Genomic DNA, 18,167 nt, shown 5'->3' with positions numbered 1-18,167 from the left:
GCACCTCCGCTCAATCAAGGATGTAGACCACCGGGAACAACAGCACCCAGACCAGATCGACCATGTGCCAATACAGCACGCCGGACTCCAACCCACTGTTGCGCTGCGACCCATAGCGACGCCGCCGACAACCCTCGGCCAACCAGGCGAGGATCACCATGCCCAGCAGCACATGCAGGAAGTGGAACGCGGTGAGGATCCAGTACAAGGTGAAGAACGTGTTGTGCTCCATGCCCAAGCCGTTCGCCAACAGATGGGCGTACTCCGTGAGCTTGATCCCCACATAGCCGCAGGCGAGTAACAAGGCCACCCACAACAACAGTGCGCCTCGACGCGGTCGGTCCTGCCTGACTTGCTCCTGGGCCAGGGCGGCGAACAGGCCAGCGGTCAGCAGGCTGAGGGTCATCGCCAGGCCCGTGGAGCGGTCCAGCAATTGCCGGCCTTCGCTGAAAGTCTGCGGATGCAACGCCTGGGCAACGGTGAACGCCAGGATCAACAGCGCGAACACCGACAGCTCGGCGAGGATGAAAAACCACATCGCCAGGTCCCCGGGCAAACGTCGGGGCACGGCAACGGCTTCAGCCAAAGTGGACATCGACTACATCCATCAACGCGGAGACAGTCTGCGGATCGTCACTCAATGGCTCGGCCAGGCACGCCAGACAGGCTTGGCGCGGGTCCATGCCGGAGCCGATCATGCGCGCCGCGAAGATCAGCAGGCGCGTAGAGGCGACTTCCTCCAGGTCATGCTGATCGAGCCGGCGCAGCGCCTGCCCCAACCGCACCACCTGGGCCGCCAGGGCCAGATCAACCCCTGCCTCGCGGGCGACGATGCGTTCTTCATCGGCCACCGCCGGATAGCCAAAGCGCATCGCCACGAAACGCTGGCGCGTGCTGGGCTTCATGCCCTTGAGCAGGTTCTGGTAACCGGGGTTGTACGACACCACCAGCATGAAGGACGGCGGCGCCTGCAGTACTTCGCCGGTGCGTTCCAGGTACAACTGCCGACGATCATCGGCCAGCGGGTGCAACACCACGGCCGTGTCCTGGCGCGCTTCGACCACCTCATCCAGATAACAGATGCCGCCCTCGCGCACCGCCCGGGTCAAGGGCCCGTCCTGCCACCAGGTGCCCTGGGCGCCGATCAAGTGACGGCCCACCAGATCGGCCGCGCTCAAGTCATCGTGGCAGGCCACGGTGTACAGCGGCAGTTTCAGGCGGTGGGCCATGTGCTGGACGAAGCGGGTCTTGCCGCAACCGGTGGGGCCTTTGATCAGTACCGGCATGCCGTGATGCCAGGCCTGTTCGAACAGCGCCTGCTCGTTGTCCTGGGGTTGATAAAAGGGTTCGTCGGGGTGCTGCAAAGTGTGGATAGCGTTCATGGCAAGGCCTGATCAGACAACACGATTGCAGGCCACGCTACGGTGCCCTGCGACAACCTGGCAAGGGCTGCGGCCGGCAAACTTGATCGCCGTCAAGCGGCTAACCACCGCCTCGGGCATAGCCTTGCACCGCACCAAGAACCTGCGCGCCGAACGTCAATTACAGCGCAGCGCGGGTCACGCCTGAGGAGAAATGGAATGCTGATCAGCCACAAAAAATCGTGGGCCCTGCGGGTCACGGCGCTGTGTACAGCGCTGGCCGCCCCCCACGCCTTCGCCGACCAAACCGCTGCGCCGGAACAACCCCGCGTGGTCAAGACTGAAGGCGCGCCCGACCTGAGCCAGGCCGACTTCGATTCGGCCAAGGAAATCTACTTCCAGCGCTGCGCCGGTTGCCACGGTGTGCTTCGCAAAGGCGCCACCGGCAAGCCGCTGACACCCGACATCACCCAATCGCGCGGCCAGGCCTACCTGGAGGCGCTGATCACCTACGGCTCGGCCGCCGGCATGCCGAACTGGGGCACCTCCAATGCACTGACCAAAGACCAGATCACGGTGATGGCCAAGTTCATCCAGCACACCCCACCGACCCCACCGGAATGGGGCATGGCCGAAACCCGCAAGACCTGGAAAGTGCTGGTCAAACCCGAAGACCGGCCGACCAGGCAGATCAGCACCCTCAACCTGCAGAACCTGTTCTCGGTGACCCTGCGCGACGACGGCAAGATTGCCCTGATCGACGGCGACAGCAAGAAGATCGTCAAGCTGATCGACACCGGTTATGCGGTGCACATCTCGCGCATCTCGGCCTCGGGTCGCTACCTGCTGGTAATCGGCCGGGACGCCAAGATCGACATGATCGACCTGTGGCCGAAAGAGCCGACCAAGGTCGCGGAAATCAAGGTGGGTATCGAGGCCCGCTCGGTGGAAACCTCGAAGTTCAAGGGCTACGAAGACAAGTACACCATCGCCGGTTCCTACTGGCCGCCGCAGTTCACCATCATGGACGGCGAGACCCTGGAACCCAAGCAGATCGTCTCGACTCGCGGCATGACCGTCGACACCCAGCAATACCATCCCGAGCCTCGGGTCGCAGCCATCATCGCGTCCCACGAATGGCCGGAGTTCATCGTCAACGTCAAGGAAACCGGCAAGGTGATGCTGGTCAACTATCAGGACATCAAGAACCTCACCATCACCAGCATCGACGCCGCACCGTTCCTGCATGACGGCGGTTGGGACAGCAGCCATCGCTACTTCATGACGGCCGCCAACAACTCCAACAAAGTCGCGGTGATCGACTCCAAGGAACGCAAGCTCACCGCCCTGGTGGACGTTGGCAAGATCCCGCACCCGGGACGCGGCGCCAACTTCAATCACCCCCTCTACGGACCGGTCTGGGCCACCAGTCACTTGGGCGATGCCGGGGTTTCGCTGATCGGCACCGACCCGGTCAAACACCCGCAATACGCCTGGAAACAGGTCAGCACGCTCCAGGGCCAAGGTGGCGGCTCGCTGTTCATCAAGACTCATCCTGCGTCTCGCCACCTGTATGTCGACACCACCCTCAGCCCTGACGCCAAGCTCAGCCAGTCGGTGGCGGTGTTCAACATCGACAAGCTCGACGCCGGCTACACCGTGCTGCCGATTGCCGAGTACGCCGGCATCAAGAAAGGCGCGCTGCGTGTGGTGCAACCGGAATACAACAAGGCCGGCGACGAGGTCTGGTTCTCGGTCTGGAGTGGCCAGGAAGACGAGTCGGCGCTGGTGGTGATCGACGACAAGACCCTCAAGGTCAAGAACGTGATCAAGGACAAACGCCTGATCACCCCAACCGGAAAATTCAACGTCTACAACACCCAACACGACATCTATTGAGCCCCATCAATAAGAGGAAAAACCATGAAGCCTATTCTGATTGCCTTGGCCTTGACTGCCGCCTACAGCCTGCCGGCGTTGGCCCAAGACGGCCCGACGCTGTTCAAGAGCAAACCCTGCGCGGCCTGCCACTCCATCGACACCAAGGTGGTTGGCCCGGCACTCAAGGAGGTCGCGGCGAAAAACGCCGGCGTCGCCGGAGCACAGGATTTACTCGCCAAGCACATCAAGGAAGGTACGCAAGGCAACTGGGGACCGATGCCGATGCCGGCCAACCCGGTGACGGAAGAGGAAGCCAAGATCCTGGCTGCTTGGGTCTTGACCCTTAAATAACTGGGCAGGATCTGCCTGATGCCTGTGGCGAGGGAGCTTGCTCCCGCTGGGCTGCGAAGCGGCCCCAAATAGCAACCTGACGACTCGCTGTGTCAGGCAAACCCAAGGGGCTGCTGCGCAGCCCAGCGGGAGCAAGCTCCCTCGCCACAAAAGCCGTGCAATTTTGTTCAGGAGGACGTCATGGAACGACACAGCTCTGCAACCTTGATAACCACCCTCCTCTTTGTTTTCTCTTCCTGCGTGCTGGCCGCTCCCGACAGCCAGCGCCAGGCCCAACTGCAACACCTGCTGGACCAGGATTGTGGCGCCTGCCACGGCCTGTACATGACCGGCGGCCTCGGCCCGCCCCTGACCCACGAAGCCCTGGCCGGAAAATCCCGCGACAGCCTCATCGCCACCGTCACCCTCGGACGGCCCGGCAGCGCCATGCCCGGTTGGGCACCGCTGCTTGCGCCCGACGACATTCGCTGGCTGGTGGACCGGCTCCTTCAAGGAAAACCCGCCTCATGATCCGTTCTTTCCTATCCTCCACCGCCATCGCCCTGCTGCTCTGCGGTTGCGCCCAGACACCGTTGCGCGGCACCGGCGATTTGGGCGTGGTGGTGGAGCGCGCCAGCGGCAGCCTGCAAATCATTGAAAGCGACACCCGTACCGCCCTGGGCCGCGTCGAAGGCCTGGGCGACTTGTCCCACGCCTCGGTGGTGTTCTCCCGCGACCAGCGCTACGCCTACGTATTCGGCCGCGATGGGGGCCTGAGCAAAGTCGACCTGCTGCGCGCGCACATCGAACGCCGGATCATCCAGGGCGGCAACAGCATCGGCGGTGCAATCAGCCAGGACGGCAAGCTGATCGCCGTCTCCAACTACGAGCCTGGCGGCGTCAAGGTATTCGATGCCCAGACCCTGGAACAGGTCGCCGACATCCCGGCCACGCCGTTGCCCGGCGGACAAAAGCGCTCGCGGGTGGTCGGTTTGGTGGATGCGCCGGGACAACGCTTCGTGTTCAGCCTGTTCGACACTGGCGAGATCTGGACCGCCGACTTCAGCCAAGGCCTCACCCCGCGCATCGAACGTTTCACCGCCATCGGCCAGCAACCCTACGATGCCCTGATCACCCCGGACGGGCGTTATTACATGGCCGGGTTGTTCGGTGAAGACGGCATGGCCCAACTCGATCTCTGGCACCCGGAGCGCGGGGTGAAACGGGTACTGGGCCATTACGGCCGCGGCCAGGAGCGGCTCCCGGTGTACAAGATGCCGCATCTGGAAGGCTGGGCCCTGGCCGACCAGCAAGCCTTCGTGCCTGCCGTCGGGCATCACCAGGTGTTGGTGATGAACGCCCAGGATTGGCAGCAGACCGACGCCATCGCCGTGGCCGGTCAACCGGTGTTCGTCACGGCGCGTCCGGACGGTCGACAGCTGTGGGTCAACTTTGCCTACCCGGACAACGACCGCGTCCAGGTCATCGACACCCAGACCCACGCCATCGTCGCCGACCTGCGGCCAGGCCCGGCGGTGCTGCACATGGAGTTCACCGCGCGGGGTGACCAGTTGTGGCTGTCCGCCCGGGATGGTGGTCAGGTGCAGGTCTGGGATCCTTATCGCCTCGAACGCCTGAACAGCCTGCCGGCCCTGAGCCCGAGCGGCATTTTCTTCAGCAGTCGCGCGCACAAGCCGGGGTACTGACCATGACTTCCAGCTCACTGGCCCGGCGCCTGATCGATCAATTCCAGCATGGCCTGCCGTTGTGCGCCGAGCCCTATCGGGCCATGGCCGAGACCTTGGGCTGCAGCGAAGCCCAGGTCATCGACTGCCTGCAACACCTGCAAGTGGCCGGGACCTTGTCGCGGGTCGGCCCGGTGTTCGAACACACCCGGGCCGGGGCCAGCACCCTGGCCGCCCTGGCCGTGCCCGAAGAGCGCTTGCACCAAGTGGCCGCACGCATCAGCCAATACCCGGAAGTCAATCACAACTATGCCCGCGAACATCGCTACAACCTGTGGTTCGTGCTGACCGGCCCCAACCGCGCCCACCTGGAAAATATCCTCCAGGAACTGGAGAACGACACCGGTCTCACGCCACTGGACCTGCCCATGCTGACCGCCTACCGCATCGACCTGGGCTTTGCCCTGGAGGCCACCCCATGAAAAACGCCCTGAGCGAACAACAGTCACTGGCGCTGCGCCGTTTGCTGGAAACCGGCCTGCCCCTGACATCGCGTCCCTTCCAGGCCCTGGCCGAGCAGATCGAGGCCAGTGAGCCGCAGGTGCTCGAGCAGGTGCAGCATTGGCATGAACAGGGGTTGTTCCGCCGTGTCGGCCTGGTGGTCAACCATCGCGCCTTGGGGTTTGCCGCCAACGCCATGCTGGTGCTGGACGTGCCGGACGCCTTGGTCGATGAAGTCGGCCGACGCCTCGGACAAGCACCGGGCATCAGCCTTTGCTACCAACGCCCCAGGCGCCTGCCCCAGTGGCAATACAACCTGTTCTGCATGATCCACGGTCGCCAGCGTGACCGTGTCGAGACCCAGGTCCAGGCGTTGCTGGAAGAACACCAGTTGGACGACCTGCCCCATCAGTTGCTGTTCAGCACGCACCTGTTCAAGCAATGCGGCGGACGTTTCGCCGCCCCGGCCGGAGCCCGTAGCGATGGATGACCTCGACCGCCGCCTGATCAATCGCCTGCAACTGGGCCTGCCGCTGGTCCGTCATCCCTGGCAGGCCCTGGCCCAGGAACTGGACAGCAGCAGCACCGAATTGCTCGATCGCCTGCATGAGTTGCTCAACGACGGGGTCCTCACCCGCTTCGGTCCGATGTTCGACATCGATCGCCTGGGCGGTGCATTCACCCTGGCGGCGCTGGCGGTGCCCGAACCGCGCTTCGAGGCCATCGCCGAGCTGCTCGCGGACATGCCCGAGGTCGCCCACAACTACCGCCGCGAGCACACCTGGAACATGTGGTTCGTGCTCGCCTGCCCCAGCGAACAGGCAATCAACGACACCCTGCTGCACATCGAACACCTGACCGGCCTGGTGCCGCTGAACCTGCCCAAAGAGGAGACCTACCATGTCGGCCTGTATTTCCCCGTCTGAGTCTTTGTGGCAAGCGCCGCCACGGCTGGATGAAACGCCCTTGGCGCTGCGCCTGGTGGAACTGACCCAGGCCGGCCTGCCCTTGCTCGAAGACCCCTGGGCCTGGCTGGCCGAACAACTGGAACTGAGCGTGGAATCCACCCTCGACCTGCTCAAGCGCCTGCAGGCCGACGGTGCGATCCGCCGCATTGCCGCCGTGCCCAATCACTATCGCCTGGGTTATCGCCACAACGGCATGACGGTCTGGGACGTGGCCGATGCCGACATCTCGCGTCTCGGCGCCCTGCTGGGGGCGCAGCCCTTCGTCAGCCACTGCTACCGGCGCCCGCGCCGGCCCGGCTGGCGCTACAACCTGTTCGCCATGGTCCATGGCCGCAGCCGCGAAGAAATCGACAGCTACCGCGAACACCTGCGCTACCTGCTGGGGGACGCCTGCGCCGCCGACGACATGCTGGTGAGCAGCCGCATCCTGAAAAAAACCGGCCTGCGCCTGACACCTGTGGGAGCAAAGCTTGCTCGCGAAACAGATGCGTCGGTTTTATGAAGGACCGCATCGGCTTCATCGCGGGCAAGCCTTGCTCCCACCAAACCTTGCTCCCACAACGCGGGAATAAGCCGCGCTGAACTCGGACATCGATCGAAATCGAAGGAGCGCCTTATGTTGAGGATCAGCCATTACCTGCGAGCCCTGGCCGGGCATTGCCCCGCCCTACGTGTCGCGCCACCGGGCAGCAGCCGTCCGCCGGTGGTGATCTGGAACCTGCTCAGGCGCTGCAACCTGACCTGCAAGCACTGCTATGCAACGTCGGCCGACAGCGTGTTTCGCGATGAACTGGACACCGCGGCGGCACTCCAGGTCATCGACGACCTGCACGATGCCGGCGTACGCGTGTTGATCCTGTCCGGCGGCGAACCGCTGCTGCGCGAGGACCTGTTCCAACTCAGCGCCTATGCCCGTGACAAAGGTTTTTTCCTTGCCCTGTCCACCAACGGCACGCTGATCGACGCTTCCAATATCGAACAGATTGCGGCGGCAAACTTCGATTACGTAGGTATCAGCATCGATGGCCTGGAAGCGACCCACGATGAATTCCGTCAGCTCAAGGGCAGTTTCGCCAGCTCCATGGCGGCCATCCGGCTCTGCCGCGAACAAGGCATCCGGGTCGGATTGCGCACCACCCTCACCCAGCAAAACCATGCCCAGTTGCCGCGTTTGCTGGACTTGATGAATGAGTACGACGTACAGAAGTTCTACCTGTCGCACCTCAACTACAGTGGCCGGGGCAAGCGCAGTCGCAAGCTCGATGCCCATCAGCAGATGAGCCGCGAGGCCATGACCTTGATCTTCGAACGAGCCTGGCGCGACATCGAACAAGGCCGCGACAGTGACTTCGTCAGCGGCAACAACGACGCCGACGCGATCCTGCTGCTGCAATGGGTATCCCGGCGCCTGCCCCAACACTACGCCGCACTGGAGCAGATGCTGCGGGCCTGGGGCGGCAATGCCTCGGGCAGCGGCATCGCCAACATCGACAATACCGGCGAGGTACACCCCGATACGTACTGGTGGCAGCACTCGGTGGGCAATGTCTGCCAGACACCGTTCAAGACTCTCTGGCTCGAGCGCCCCGATGCCCTGCTGCTGAAGCTGCGCGAACACCCACGGGCCGTGGGCGGTCGCTGCGGGCAATGCCGCTGGCTGGCGATCTGCAACGGCAATACCCGCACCCGGGCCTGGGCCGACGGCGACCTGTGGGGCCAAGACCCCGGCTGCCACCTCAGCGACGAAGAAATCGGCTTGCACGCGATCCCCAGCGTTGCGATGCCCTGCGCCTGATCAACCGACGGCGAACCTGATACCGAACCAAGGAAGTCCCATGCCTGCCTCCATCGTTTTGCCCGCTGCCCTGCAATCGCCCTTCAGATCGGGTGAAGTCGCCCTGGTCGGCGCCGGCCCCGGTGACCCGGGCCTGCTGACATTGCGCGCCTGGAGCCTGTTGATGCAGGCCGACGCGGTGGTCTACGACCGCTTGATCAGTTCGCAATTGCTCAGCCTGATCCCGCTGACCTGCGCCCGGCACTACGTCGGCAAGGCCGCCGGTTGCCACAGCCTGCCCCAGCCACAGATCAACGAACTGCTGGCCGACCTGGCCGACCAGGGACAGCGGGTGGTGCGACTCAAGGGCGGTGATCCGTTCATCTTCGGTCGCGGCGCCGAGGAGTTGGAGTATCTGCTGGCCCGCGGTATCGATTGCCAAGTGGTGCCCGGCATCACCGCCGCAGCCGGTTGCAGCACCTATGCCGGCATTCCCCTGACCCATCGCGACCTGGTCAATTCCTGTCGCTTCATCACCGGTCATTTGCAACGCGAAGGCGACTTGAACCTGCCCTGGCAAAGCCTGGCGGATGACAGCCAGACCCTGGTGTTCTACATGGGTCTGTCGAACCTCGGCACCATCGCCGCACAACTGATCGCGGCGGGCCTGGCGGCAGATACGCCGGCGGCGCTGATCAGCAACGGCACGCGCCCCGACCAGCAGGTCCTGCGCGGCACCCTCCAGCAATTGCCGCAGATGGCGCTGGCATGCGCCGAGGGCGTGCCGACCTTGACGGTGATCGGCAAGGTGGTTGGCTTGTTTGCCCATCAGGTATTGGAGCATCCGGCCCGCCTGCACCCGGCCCTACCGCTCCAGCCAGGTATCGCGAGGGTGGCCTCATGAGAATCGGCTGGCTTGCCCCATTGCTGTGGATCGGCGCCGTCCACGGCGCCACGGCGCCTGAACCGGACCTGGCGTTGGCCGAACAGAACTACCAGCAACACTGCCAGCAATGCCATGGGGTGAATCGCATCGGCGGCGCCGGGCCGGCGCTGTTGCCCCAGAGCCTTAGTCGGATCAAGCCCGACGAAATCCGCCAGGTGATCGAAAATGGCCGCCCGGCCAGCCAGATGGCGGCGTTCGGTGCGGTGCTCGAGCCTGCGCAGATCGATGGCTTGACCCACTATCTCCAGCGTTCACCCGCCGTCGAACCGACCTGGAGCGAGGACGACACGCGCCGCAGCCATCGCCTGCTGGCGGATGTCGCCAGCCTGCCCGATAAACCCCAGCACCACGCCGACCCGCTGAACCTGTTCGTGGTGGTGGAGGCTGGCGATCATCACGTCGATATCGTCGATGGGGATCGCTTCGAGGTCCTGGCGCGCTTCGCCTCACATTTCGCGGTGCATGGCGGACCGAAGTTTTCGCCGGATGGACGCTTCGTCTATTTCGCCTCCCGGGACGGCTGGATCAGCCTGTATGACCTGCACAACCTCACGCTCATCGCCGAGGTGCGGGCCGGGCTCAATACCCGCAACCTGGCGGTGAGCAAGGACGGGCGCTGGGTGCTGGTGGGCAACACCCTGCCCGGCGACCTGGTGGTGCTGAATGCCCGCGACCTGTCACTGGTCAAGACCGTTGCAACGGTGGGGCTGGACGGCCAGGCTTCGCGGGTCAGTGCGGTGTATACCGCGCCGCCGCGCAACAGCTTCATCGTCGCCTTGAAAGATGTGAAAGAGGTCTGGGAACTGTCCACCGGCCCGAATCCGGACTTCGTGCCCAGGCGGATCGAGGCCGAGGATTACCTCGATGATTTTTCCTTCTCGCCCGATTACCGACAGTTGCTCGCCACCTCGCGCAAGGCCCAGGGCGGCCAGGTGATCGACCTCGACACGGGGCGGATCGTCACCGACATCGCGCTGCCGGGCATGCCGCACCTGGGCTCGGGGACCTATTGGAAACGCGATGGGCACTGGGTGTTCGCCACGCCCAACATCAGCAAGGGGCTGATTTCGGTGATCGACTTCGACACCTGGAAAGTCATCAAGCAGATCCCCACCCTGGGGCCGGGTTTCTTCCTGCGCAGCCACGTCAACTCTCGCTACGCCTGGACCGATGTGTTCTTCGGCCCGGACAACGATGCCATTCACCTGATCGACAAACAGACCCTGGAAATCGCCCACACCCTGCGACCCATGCCCGGCAAAACCGCCGCCCACGTCGAGTTCACGCGCGACGGCCGCTACCTGCTGCTGAGCATCTGGGATACCGATGGCGCGCTGATCGTCTACGACAGCAACACCCTCAAGGAAATCAAGCGCCTGCCCATGAACAAGCCTTCGGGCAAGTACAACGTCGGCAACAAGATCGAGTTCGCCGAGGGGACGTCACACTGAAAAAAAGGGGGGCTGATGCGCAGCCCCCCGAGAGTAAACTCCTCCGCCACAAAAGACTGCGACGGTGTCCAGTTGGAATGACTATTGTGGCGAGGGGATTTATCCCCGCTGGGCTGCGAAGCAGCCCCCAGACCGGGCAACCCGGTGCATCAGCCTGCTCAAGTGGGAAGCTTATAGGGGCTGCTTCGCAGCCCAACGGGGATAAATCCCCTCGCCACAGGAGCTTGCTCCCGCTGGGCTGCGCAGCAGCCCCAAAAGTCGACCTGACACGCCTCAGTTGAAGGGAGTCACCCTTACCAGGTGAGCACCGCCCCCACCGCAAAGGTGTCGGTGTCTTCGTTTTGGGCGCTGGTATCGTGGCCGTTGATTTCGAACTGGTTGTACTCGGCCACGAGCTTGAGGTTGTCGTTGATGTCGTGGAACAGCGCGACGCCACGGGTTTCGTAATCGGCGCCACTGCCTACCACGCCGTTGCCGTCGTCATCGGTCTTGCCGTAGGACAACGCCAAGCGGTTCTTGCCCAGCTTGTAGGAGCCCTGCAACAGGTAGCCCTTGCTGTCGACATTGCGCAGGGTGGCTTCACCGGCGTTGTTGGTGAAGAACGGGTTGATACCCTTGGCCTGGAACCCCGAGCCGGTGAGCGACAGCCCGCCCATCTTGGCCTGCACGCCGTAGCCCAGGCCCTTGGAAGTCACCGACTCAACGGTGGCGTCGGTGTTGTCCGAGGTCTGGTAGCTGCCGTTGAGCCAGCTGTAGATCTTCGCCCCGCCCAAGTCGAACTGGTAGGTGATCTCGCTCTCGGTGCGCGGGTTTTCCTGGTAGGCCTTGCCGGTGGCGCTGTTGTCGTTGGTGTCCACCGGGTCCATGATCCCCACCGCCACGCGCAAGCCCTCCATCACCGGCGTGCGGTAGGTGATCTGCGAGGTCGGGAACGGATACGGATAACCGCTGCCGATGTTGCCAAACGACACGCCACCGCCATCCACCAACCCCAGGGTGTCACTGACCTGGCCATAACCGGCGAGCAGTTCGTCCAGCAGGATGTTGGAGCGGGCAAACAGGCCGAAGTCCTTGCCGATCAGCACTTCGCCCCACTCCGGGTTGGCCACGGTGCCGTAGAACTGGCGCACGTCGATGGCGGTGTCGGTGCCATTGGTTTCACTGTCGTTGATGGTCACCCAGAACGAAGCCCGGGCACCGAGCTTGAGGTCATCGACCTGCTTGCCCATGTTGAAACCCAGGTAGTTGGGCAAGAAGCCCATCTTGACCCGCGCCTGCCGACGGTCGTACTGCTCACCCGCGCGGTCCACGTCACTGTTGACGTAAAAGGCGTTGACGTAGCCATCGGTGGAAAAGGTGGTCTGGTCCTTGTCGTACAGCATGATTTCGGCGTTGGCCCAAGGCGTCAGGCCCAGGCTCGAAATACCGACGATGACCGCAGGCAAAAAACGTTGGCGGGTATTTTTATTGTTGTGCATGGCGCGCTCCGCAACAGGGGACGGGATGTCGGAGGCGATTATCGAAAGGCGCCCGGGCGCGTCATACGCTGCCTTGGAGGCATTTGGCGGATGCTTTGGAAGCGCCGGCCTGGCGCGGCAGTTTGGGTGTAAGACGGCTATTGCGACGGGGGCGGTACTTTGGGTGTGGGCCGCTGGGCGGCCTATGGAATGCAGTCTGTGGTAGGTCTGTGGGAGCAAGGCTTGCCCGCGATGAACGATAACGCGGTTCAGCTGTTCGACCGCGGCGCGGCTATCGCGGGCAAGCCTTGCTCCCACAGACCTTGCTCCCGCTGGCCTGCGCAGCAGGCCTCTCTGCGGTGTATCAGAACCGCGGCTTGACGGTCTTCCACTCCGGCCGGTAACGCTGCATCTGGCGCACATCGTCGCGCTGGCGGATGCCGCAACTGAGGAACTGCTCATGCAGCTTGCCCAGTTGATCCCGGTCCAACTCCAGGCCAAGACCAGGCGCCCGGGTGATCTTCACGCAACCGTCGACAATCGGCAGCTTGCCGCCCTTGATCACTTCTTCATCCGGTTCCTGCCACGGGTAATGGGTGTCACAGGCGTAGTCCAGGTTCGGCACTGCGGCCGCCACGTGGGCCATGGCCATGAGGCTGATGCCCAGGTGCGAGTTCGAATGCATCGACACGCCCAGGCCGAAGGTGCTGCACATTTTCGCCAAGACCTGGGTGTCGCGCAGGCCGCCCCAGTAATGGTGGTCGGCCAACACGATCTGCACACTGTCCAGCGCCACACTGCGGCGAAACTCATCGAAATCGGTGACCACCATGTTGGTCGCCAGCGGTAGCCCGGTGCGCTTGTGCAGCTCGGCCATGCCCGCAAGCCCCGGCGTCGGGTCTTCGTAATACTGCAGGTCATCCCCCAGCAGCTCGGCCATGCGAATCGAGGTTTCCAGGGACCAGTTGCCATTGGGATCGATGCGCAACGGGTAGCCGGGAAACGCCCGTTTCAGCGCCTTGATGCAGGCGACTTCATGCTCCGGATCGAGGGCGCCGGCCTTGAGCTTGATGCTCTTGAAGCCATAGTCCTGGATCATCCGCCGAGCCTGGGCGACGATCTGCTCTTCGTCGAGCGCCTCGCCCCAATTGTCTGGCGGGTACGGCGAATCGATGTGTTCGGCGTACTTGAAAAACAGATAGGCGCTGAACGGAATCTCGTCGCGAATCGCGCCGCCCAGCAGGTCCACCAGCGGCACGTTCAGGTAGTGGGCCTGCAAGTCCAGGCAAGCCACTTCGAACGCCGAATAGGCATTGCTCACCGCCTTGCTCGCGTGGGAACCCGGCGCCAGTTCGGCACCGGCGATGCTGGCCGGTTTCTGCGCGGCGACGGTCGCCTGGACGATAGCCCGCAACTGGTTGAGGTTGAACGGATCCAGACCGATCAACTGGCTTTGCAACTGCTGCTGGATCGCCAGGGCCGGTGCATCGCCGTAGCTCTCCCCCAGGCCGATGTAACCGTTGTCGCTCTCGATCTCGATGATTGAGCGCAACGCGAACGGTTCATGGATGCCGCTGGCGTTGAGCAAAGGTGGATCGCGAAAAGCAATGGGGGTGACGGTGACGCGTTTGATCTTCATACAGCGGCTCCCGATGGACCAGGTTTCAAAGCTTGAGAGATTTGCGACTGATCGGCTTCGACATCGGTTTCAGGCCGGCCGGACAGTGAATTCTGGGTATCGCGCTTCGGTGCGGTGCGGGCGAAAAAGATCACCACGGCGGCGACAAGCGAAGTGGCAGCCAACCCATACAGGCCGCCCTCGATGGAGCCGGTGGTCTGCTCCAGGAAACCGAAGGCCGTCGGCGCGACAAAGCCGCCGAGGTTGCCGATGGAGTTGATCAGGGCGAGCACCGCCGCCGCGATGCGCGCATCCAGGTAACCCTGGGGAATCGGCCAGAACAACGCCGACGCCGCCTTGAAACCGATCGCCGCAAAACAGATCGCCACGAAGGCAAAGATCGGTCCTCCCGTGGTGGACATGAACATGCCAAACGCAGCGACCACCAGCGTCACCGCGACCCAGGCCTGCTGGAATTTCCATTTGCCGGCCAGGGCAGCGAAGCCGTACATCGCGATGATGGAAATGATCCATGGAATGGAATTGAGCAAACCGACCTGGAAGTCCCCCAGGTTGCCCATTTTCTTGATCATGCTCGGTAGCCAGAACGTGGCACCGTAGATGGTCAGGGCGATGGAAAAGTAGATGAAACAGAACAGCGCGATCTGCCGGTCGGCCAGCAACTTGAACATCGACGGCTTGATCACCTGAGCCGCTTCCCGGGCCCGTTGCTCTTCGGCGATGGCGGCGATCAATACGCTTTTCTCGTCAGCCGTCAGCCATTTCGCCTGGCTCGGGTGCGATTGCAGCCAGAACCAGACAAACCCGCACAGCACGATGGAGGCGAAACCTTCGATCAGGAACATCCACTGCCAGCCATGCAGGCCCAACCCGCTGATGTGCAGCAAGGCGCCGGACACCGGGCCGGAAATCACCGAGGCGATGGCCGAGCCGCTGAGGAAGATCGCCATCGCCTTGCCGCGCTCGTTGGCGGGTAGCCATTGGGTGAAGTAGTAGATGATGCCGGGAAAGAACCCCGCCTCCGCCGCTCCGAGGATGAAGCGCAGCACATAGAAACTGGTCTCGCCACGCACAAAGGCCATGGCCATGGCCGCCGCGCCCCAGGTGAACATGATGCGTGTCAGCCAGGCCCGCGCGCCGTAGCGTTGCAACAGCATGTTGGACGGCACTTCAAACAGCGCGTAGCCGACGAAGAACAGCCCGGCACCGAGCCCGTAGGCTGCGGCGCCAATGCCCAGGTCGGTTTCCAGGTGACTGCGCACGAAGCCGATGTTGACCCGGTCGATGTAGTTGACGATGAACATCACCACCACCAGCGGCAGGACATGACGTTTGACCTTGGCCGCCGCGAGCGCCAGGGTGCTGTCATGGGTGGAGTCCGTTACGTTATTCAAGGGGTGCCTCCCGATCATTGTTTTTGTGGGGAACGGGACGATGATGGACGCGGCGGATTGTTCCCGTCTAATCTAACTTGGCACTTGATTGATACCTGGATTGAATCAATGTTTGAACTGGCCCAGCTACGCTGCTTCACCACCGTGGCGACCGAACTCAACTTCCGTCGCGCCGCCGAACGCCTGAACATGACCCAGCCACCGCTGAGCCGGCAGATCCAATTGCTGGAGCACCACCTGGGCGTCGAGCTGTTTACCCGCAGCACCCGCAGCGTGGCGCTCACTGCTGCCGGCCGGGCGTTTTTCATCGAAGCGCAGAACCTGCTGGAACAGGCCCAACAAGCCGCCATCGCCGCCCGGCGCTTTGCCCAGGGTGACATCGGTTCGGTGACCATCAGCTTCGTCGGCAGCGCGGTATACGAGTTCTTGCCCAAGGTGATTGCCGAGGCCCGGCTGAAACAGCCCCAGGTCAAAATCGTCCTGGCGGAGATGAACACCTACCAGCAGCACGAAGCCCTGCGCGCCCGGCGCATCGACCTGGGCATCGTCCGCTCGCCCCTGCTGGAAACCGGCTACGCCACCGAATGCCTGGTGCGCGAACCCTTCGTGCTGGCGGTGCCTGCCGGACATCCGCTGGCCAGCGCCGAGACCGTGAGCGTCCAGGACCTCGACGCCCAACCGTTCCTCATGTACTCCCACGCCGCCTACCCGCCCTTCAACGAACTGCTCACCGGCACACTTCGCTCGGCCCGGGTCGCGCCGCAGTTCGTGCAATGGCTGGGGTCGTCGCTGACGATCCTGGCACTGGTCAACGCCGGCATGGGCCTGGCGCTGGTGCCGCGTTGCGCCAGCAGCGTGGTGTTCAAGCAGGTAGTGTTTCGCGAGATCGACCTGGGCGAAGGGGTGCAGAGCGAGTTACACCTGGTGTGGCGCGAGGACAACGACAATCCGGCGTTCACCATGTTGCTGGAGGGGATTCGGGGGGCGGTTCAGGAGGGGTTGTGAAGGCGGAGCAACAAGGCCCATGCGGTTGGCAGTGCCTGACGGCACCCAACGTTCCACCGAGCTTCGTGGACCTAGGTTGTGAGGGCGCTTGCGGCGCCCCCCACAACACTACCTGGCGACTACCCAGGCTTGTGGTTATCCAGTACTCGATTGACCGCTAGCTCACCCAACATGATGACCCGTTGCAGCACCAGCATCGTTTGGCGTCTTGGGCCGTCCGTCAAATCGGTGAGGTCGCTGACCATCACGCTGGCGGATGCCAAGGATTCGCACGCCTCAACGAGTAACGTTTCGTCATCCACCGCTGCGTCGATGGTGAAGATCGTGCAGGGCTTGCGGGGCGGTATCTGCGTTTTCGTCGCCCCGGGGTTCAGGTAGTACTTGAGCGCGCGGTCTGCCGCCTCTTTCAACTTTTCGGGGTCGAGAGAGTCGCCGTAGAGTACCGAATCGATATCCGGGGGGTTGGGAGTTACTTTGAACATAAGTGACAATTCCTACATTGGAGCTGCAACCGTTCTCGACTAAAAGAAGGGTGGCGGCTGTACGCAGGTTAGTCGACCGGTAGGAATTGGTAAAACCCGGCGCGCCCGAGGACGCCCTGCGCACAACCACCATTTAGTGCAGGAATATAAATGACCTGACTGAACGGTGCTCAAGCACCTTACCAAACCTGATGGGCGACTAAACCCGACCACTGATGGGCAGTGGCAGGTAAACGATAGAGGCCAGGGGCAAAGCGCACAAGCCAGCGGATTCTGACGCATGCGTAAGTTAGGACGCAAGGTCTCGTAGCCTTTAGGGCGTAATGTGGAATGTATTTAAACGTGTCGCGCTAGGTATGTTTATGGCAATTAAACGTGGCGATTTTTCTTCGTTATTTCTTGGGGCTGTATTGGTGTAAATACAGTCTCTTACGAGACGCTCCGGGGTCATCGATATTAAACGAGGTCATGCCGTAGATAATACGTTGGCGGATGCTTTGGGGAATTTTCCTACAGTTGATTGGCTATAAATTGTTGCGTTATCACATGGCACCTTGCCCGATAGCCCAAGGAACCTGATCGCAATCTTTTTTATCGAAAAAGCAACGCACACTCGCTCGGCTGTTCCCCCATCTCAAAACAAGTTGTACGATGACCGACGAGCCAATAATCGCTCGCGCTCCCGATACCTACAAAAATAAGGAAATCCCCATGAAAAAAACGACATTGGTCATCAGCTTCTTGTGCCTGTTCAGCGGCTACGCGGCGGCCGCCGCCACATCCCCCGAGCAGGAGGTGGCCCAGGCGGTCGATCATTTGACCCAAGCCATGCTGCACAAAGACATCCCCCAGCTCCAGGCCCTGGCCGCCGAGAACCTCACTTATGGACACTCCAGCGGCAACATCCAGGACAAGAAAGCCTTCATCGCCGACATCGAAACGGGCAAGAGCGCATTCAAGACCCTGGAAATGAAGAACCAGAAAATCACCTTGTCAGGTGATGTGGCGCTGGTGCGCAACCACTTCTCGGCGCAGGCGCTCAAGGGTACTGAAGTGGTGCCAACGGAAATCGAGAACTTCCAGATCTGGCAGAAGCAGAAGAATGGCAAGTGGTTGCTGATCGGTCGTCAGGCGTTTCGGTTCTGATAGCGGGTTGACCGGGAACACCTCTGTGGCAGGCGGAATTTTGTTCACTTGAGGCTGCAGTGATTCCTTGTGGCGAGGGAGCTTGCTCCCGCTGGGCTGCGTAGCGGCCCTTTCTGTGAGCGCTTCGCACTCAAGCGGGAGCAAGCT

General features: G+C 62.5%; 19 protein-coding genes. 13 read left to right on the top strand and 6 right to left on the bottom strand.

The window, feature by feature from the left end; all coding sequences use genetic code 11:
* Positions 1 to 10: 10 nt before the first annotated feature.
* Together Q7F16_RS01020 and Q7F16_RS01015 are read right to left on the bottom strand one after the other, a co-directional pair.
* On the bottom strand, positions 11 to 595 hold the full coding sequence (locus Q7F16_RS01020) for a cytochrome c oxidase subunit 3 family protein (protein ID WP_409555430.1): 585 nt from the start codon (positions 593 to 595) through the stop codon (positions 11 to 13).
* Positions 579 to 1,382, bottom strand: a complete 804-nt coding sequence (locus Q7F16_RS01015) for a CbbQ/NirQ/NorQ/GpvN family protein (protein ID WP_079304772.1) — start codon at positions 1,380 to 1,382, stop codon at positions 579 to 581. Before Q7F16_RS01015 ends, Q7F16_RS01020 begins: the two co-directional genes overlap by 17 nt.
* Positions 1,383 to 1,580: 198 nt before the next feature.
* Between Q7F16_RS01015 and Q7F16_RS01010 the strand changes: the two genes are divergently transcribed.
* The 11 genes from Q7F16_RS01010 to Q7F16_RS00960 all read left to right on the top strand — a co-directional run bounded on the left by Q7F16_RS01010 (position 1,581) and on the right by Q7F16_RS00960 (position 10,897).
* Complete coding sequence (locus Q7F16_RS01010) at positions 1,581 to 3,260, top strand: cytochrome D1 domain-containing protein (protein WP_409555429.1); 1,680 nt, start codon at positions 1,581 to 1,583, stop codon at positions 3,258 to 3,260.
* A 24-nt stretch (positions 3,261 to 3,284) separates the two neighbouring features.
* Positions 3,285 to 3,593, top strand: coding sequence for a c-type cytochrome (locus tag Q7F16_RS01005; RefSeq protein WP_014339157.1), 309 nt, complete (start codon positions 3,285 to 3,287; stop codon positions 3,591 to 3,593).
* A gap of 180 nt (positions 3,594 to 3,773) precedes the next feature.
* Positions 3,774 to 4,103, top strand: a complete 330-nt coding sequence (locus tag Q7F16_RS01000; RefSeq protein ID WP_024616180.1) for a c-type cytochrome — start codon at positions 3,774 to 3,776, stop codon at positions 4,101 to 4,103.
* Positions 4,100 to 5,278 (top strand): cytochrome D1 domain-containing protein, encoded by a 1,179-nt coding sequence (locus Q7F16_RS00995; RefSeq protein WP_409555428.1) that lies wholly within the window; start codon positions 4,100 to 4,102, stop codon positions 5,276 to 5,278. The genes Q7F16_RS01000 and Q7F16_RS00995 overlap by 4 nt, the downstream gene beginning before the upstream one ends.
* 2 nt (positions 5,279 to 5,280) lie before the next feature.
* A complete protein-coding gene (locus Q7F16_RS00990; RefSeq protein ID WP_046065825.1) occupies positions 5,281 to 5,739 on the top strand; it encodes an Lrp/AsnC family transcriptional regulator in 459 nt (152 codons plus the stop codon).
* Positions 5,736 to 6,248, top strand: coding sequence for a siroheme decarboxylase subunit beta (gene ahbB, locus Q7F16_RS00985; protein WP_046065824.1), 513 nt, complete (start codon positions 5,736 to 5,738; stop codon positions 6,246 to 6,248). The genes Q7F16_RS00990 and ahbB (Q7F16_RS00985) overlap by 4 nt, the downstream gene beginning before the upstream one ends.
* Positions 6,241 to 6,684, top strand: coding sequence for an Lrp/AsnC family transcriptional regulator (locus Q7F16_RS00980; protein ID WP_018613495.1), 444 nt, complete (start codon positions 6,241 to 6,243; stop codon positions 6,682 to 6,684). The genes ahbB (Q7F16_RS00985) and Q7F16_RS00980 overlap by 8 nt, the downstream gene beginning before the upstream one ends.
* Positions 6,659 to 7,228, top strand: a complete 570-nt coding sequence (gene ahbB, locus Q7F16_RS00975) for a siroheme decarboxylase subunit beta (protein WP_409555427.1) — start codon at positions 6,659 to 6,661, stop codon at positions 7,226 to 7,228. The genes Q7F16_RS00980 and ahbB (Q7F16_RS00975) overlap by 26 nt, the downstream gene beginning before the upstream one ends.
* 114 nt (positions 7,229 to 7,342) lie before the next feature.
* Positions 7,343 to 8,521 carry a heme d1 biosynthesis radical SAM protein NirJ gene (nirJ, locus tag Q7F16_RS00970; RefSeq protein ID WP_409555426.1) on the top strand — a complete coding sequence of 393 codons (1,179 nt, stop codon included), beginning with the start codon at positions 7,343 to 7,345 and terminating at the stop codon, positions 8,519 to 8,521.
* 40 nt (positions 8,522 to 8,561) lie between these two features.
* Complete coding sequence (gene cobA / locus Q7F16_RS00965) at positions 8,562 to 9,404, top strand: uroporphyrinogen-III C-methyltransferase (RefSeq protein WP_409555425.1); 843 nt, start codon at positions 8,562 to 8,564, stop codon at positions 9,402 to 9,404.
* A complete protein-coding gene (locus Q7F16_RS00960; RefSeq protein ID WP_409555424.1) occupies positions 9,401 to 10,897 on the top strand; it encodes a cytochrome D1 domain-containing protein in 1,497 nt (498 codons plus the stop codon). Before cobA ends, Q7F16_RS00960 begins: the two co-directional genes overlap by 4 nt.
* Before the next feature lie 293 nt (positions 10,898 to 11,190).
* On the opposite strand, the gene Q7F16_RS00955 is transcribed toward Q7F16_RS00960, so the two are convergent.
* The 3 genes from Q7F16_RS00955 to Q7F16_RS00945 form a co-directional block, all read right to left on the bottom strand.
* On the bottom strand, positions 11,191 to 12,375 hold the full coding sequence (locus Q7F16_RS00955; protein WP_409555423.1) for a porin: 1,185 nt from the start codon (positions 12,373 to 12,375) through the stop codon (positions 11,191 to 11,193).
* A gap of 343 nt (positions 12,376 to 12,718) precedes the next feature.
* A complete protein-coding gene (locus Q7F16_RS00950; protein WP_409555422.1) occupies positions 12,719 to 13,993 on the bottom strand; it encodes a glucarate dehydratase family protein in 1,275 nt (424 codons plus the stop codon).
* Positions 13,990 to 15,405 carry an MFS transporter gene (locus Q7F16_RS00945; RefSeq protein WP_409555421.1) on the bottom strand — a complete coding sequence of 472 codons (1,416 nt, stop codon included), beginning with the start codon at positions 15,403 to 15,405 and terminating at the stop codon, positions 13,990 to 13,992. Before Q7F16_RS00945 ends, Q7F16_RS00950 begins: the two co-directional genes overlap by 4 nt.
* 90 nt (positions 15,406 to 15,495) lie before the next feature.
* Here Q7F16_RS00945 and Q7F16_RS00940 point away from each other — a divergent pair, with 90 nt between their 5' ends.
* Positions 15,496 to 16,392 (top strand): LysR substrate-binding domain-containing protein, encoded by an 897-nt coding sequence (locus tag Q7F16_RS00940; RefSeq protein ID WP_409555420.1) that lies wholly within the window; start codon positions 15,496 to 15,498, stop codon positions 16,390 to 16,392.
* A gap of 119 nt (positions 16,393 to 16,511) precedes the next feature.
* On the opposite strand, the gene Q7F16_RS00935 is transcribed toward Q7F16_RS00940, so the two are convergent.
* Positions 16,512 to 16,874 (bottom strand): DUF6124 family protein, encoded by a 363-nt coding sequence (locus Q7F16_RS00935; protein ID WP_409555419.1) that lies wholly within the window; start codon positions 16,872 to 16,874, stop codon positions 16,512 to 16,514.
* Positions 16,875 to 17,585: 711 nt separating this feature from the next.
* On the opposite strand from Q7F16_RS00935, the gene Q7F16_RS00930 reads away from it, so the two are divergent.
* A complete protein-coding gene (locus Q7F16_RS00930; protein WP_014339142.1) occupies positions 17,586 to 18,020 on the top strand; it encodes a nuclear transport factor 2 family protein in 435 nt (144 codons plus the stop codon).
* The last annotated feature ends 147 nt before the right edge of the window (positions 18,021 to 18,167 follow it).

This window comes from Pseudomonas sp. Lb2C2 (assembly GCF_052112205.1).
Lineage (GTDB): Bacteria > Pseudomonadota > Gammaproteobacteria > Pseudomonadales > Pseudomonadaceae > Aquipseudomonas > Aquipseudomonas kilonensis.
This window is presented reverse-complemented; position numbering and strand designations above follow the sequence as displayed.

Bases quoted from the DNA above. Each gene is read 5' to 3' on its own strand.
- Q7F16_RS01020 (WP_409555430.1), bottom strand. From the start codon at position 595: ATGTCCACTTTGGCTGAAGCCGTTGCCGTGCCCCGACGTTTGCCCGGG.
- Q7F16_RS01015 (WP_079304772.1), bottom strand. From the start codon at position 1,382: ATGAACGCTATCCACACTTTGCAGCACCCCGACGAACCCTTTTATCAA.
- Q7F16_RS01010 (WP_409555429.1), top strand. From the start codon at position 1,581: ATGCTGATCAGCCACAAAAAATCGTGGGCCCTGCGGGTCACGGCGCTG.
- Q7F16_RS01005 (WP_014339157.1), top strand. From the start codon at position 3,285: ATGAAGCCTATTCTGATTGCCTTGGCCTTGACTGCCGCCTACAGCCTG.
- Q7F16_RS01000 (WP_024616180.1), top strand. From the start codon at position 3,774: ATGGAACGACACAGCTCTGCAACCTTGATAACCACCCTCCTCTTTGTT.
- Q7F16_RS00995 (WP_409555428.1), top strand. From the start codon at position 4,100: ATGATCCGTTCTTTCCTATCCTCCACCGCCATCGCCCTGCTGCTCTGC.
- Q7F16_RS00990 (WP_046065825.1), top strand. From the start codon at position 5,281: ATGACTTCCAGCTCACTGGCCCGGCGCCTGATCGATCAATTCCAGCAT.
- ahbB (WP_046065824.1), top strand. From the start codon at position 5,736: ATGAAAAACGCCCTGAGCGAACAACAGTCACTGGCGCTGCGCCGTTTG.
- Q7F16_RS00980 (WP_018613495.1), top strand. From the start codon at position 6,241: ATGGATGACCTCGACCGCCGCCTGATCAATCGCCTGCAACTGGGCCTG.
- ahbB (WP_409555427.1), top strand. From the start codon at position 6,659: ATGTCGGCCTGTATTTCCCCGTCTGAGTCTTTGTGGCAAGCGCCGCCA.
- nirJ (WP_409555426.1), top strand. From the start codon at position 7,343: ATGTTGAGGATCAGCCATTACCTGCGAGCCCTGGCCGGGCATTGCCCC.
- cobA (WP_409555425.1), top strand. From the start codon at position 8,562: ATGCCTGCCTCCATCGTTTTGCCCGCTGCCCTGCAATCGCCCTTCAGA.
- Q7F16_RS00960 (WP_409555424.1), top strand. From the start codon at position 9,401: ATGAGAATCGGCTGGCTTGCCCCATTGCTGTGGATCGGCGCCGTCCAC.
- Q7F16_RS00955 (WP_409555423.1), bottom strand. From the start codon at position 12,375: ATGCACAACAATAAAAATACCCGCCAACGTTTTTTGCCTGCGGTCATC.
- Q7F16_RS00950 (WP_409555422.1), bottom strand. From the start codon at position 13,993: ATGAAGATCAAACGCGTCACCGTCACCCCCATTGCTTTTCGCGATCCA.
- Q7F16_RS00945 (WP_409555421.1), bottom strand. From the start codon at position 15,405: ATGATCGGGAGGCACCCCTTGAATAACGTAACGGACTCCACCCATGAC.
- Q7F16_RS00940 (WP_409555420.1), top strand. From the start codon at position 15,496: ATGTTTGAACTGGCCCAGCTACGCTGCTTCACCACCGTGGCGACCGAA.
- Q7F16_RS00935 (WP_409555419.1), bottom strand. From the start codon at position 16,874: ATGTTCAAAGTAACTCCCAACCCCCCGGATATCGATTCGGTACTCTAC.
- Q7F16_RS00930 (WP_014339142.1), top strand. From the start codon at position 17,586: ATGAAAAAAACGACATTGGTCATCAGCTTCTTGTGCCTGTTCAGCGGC.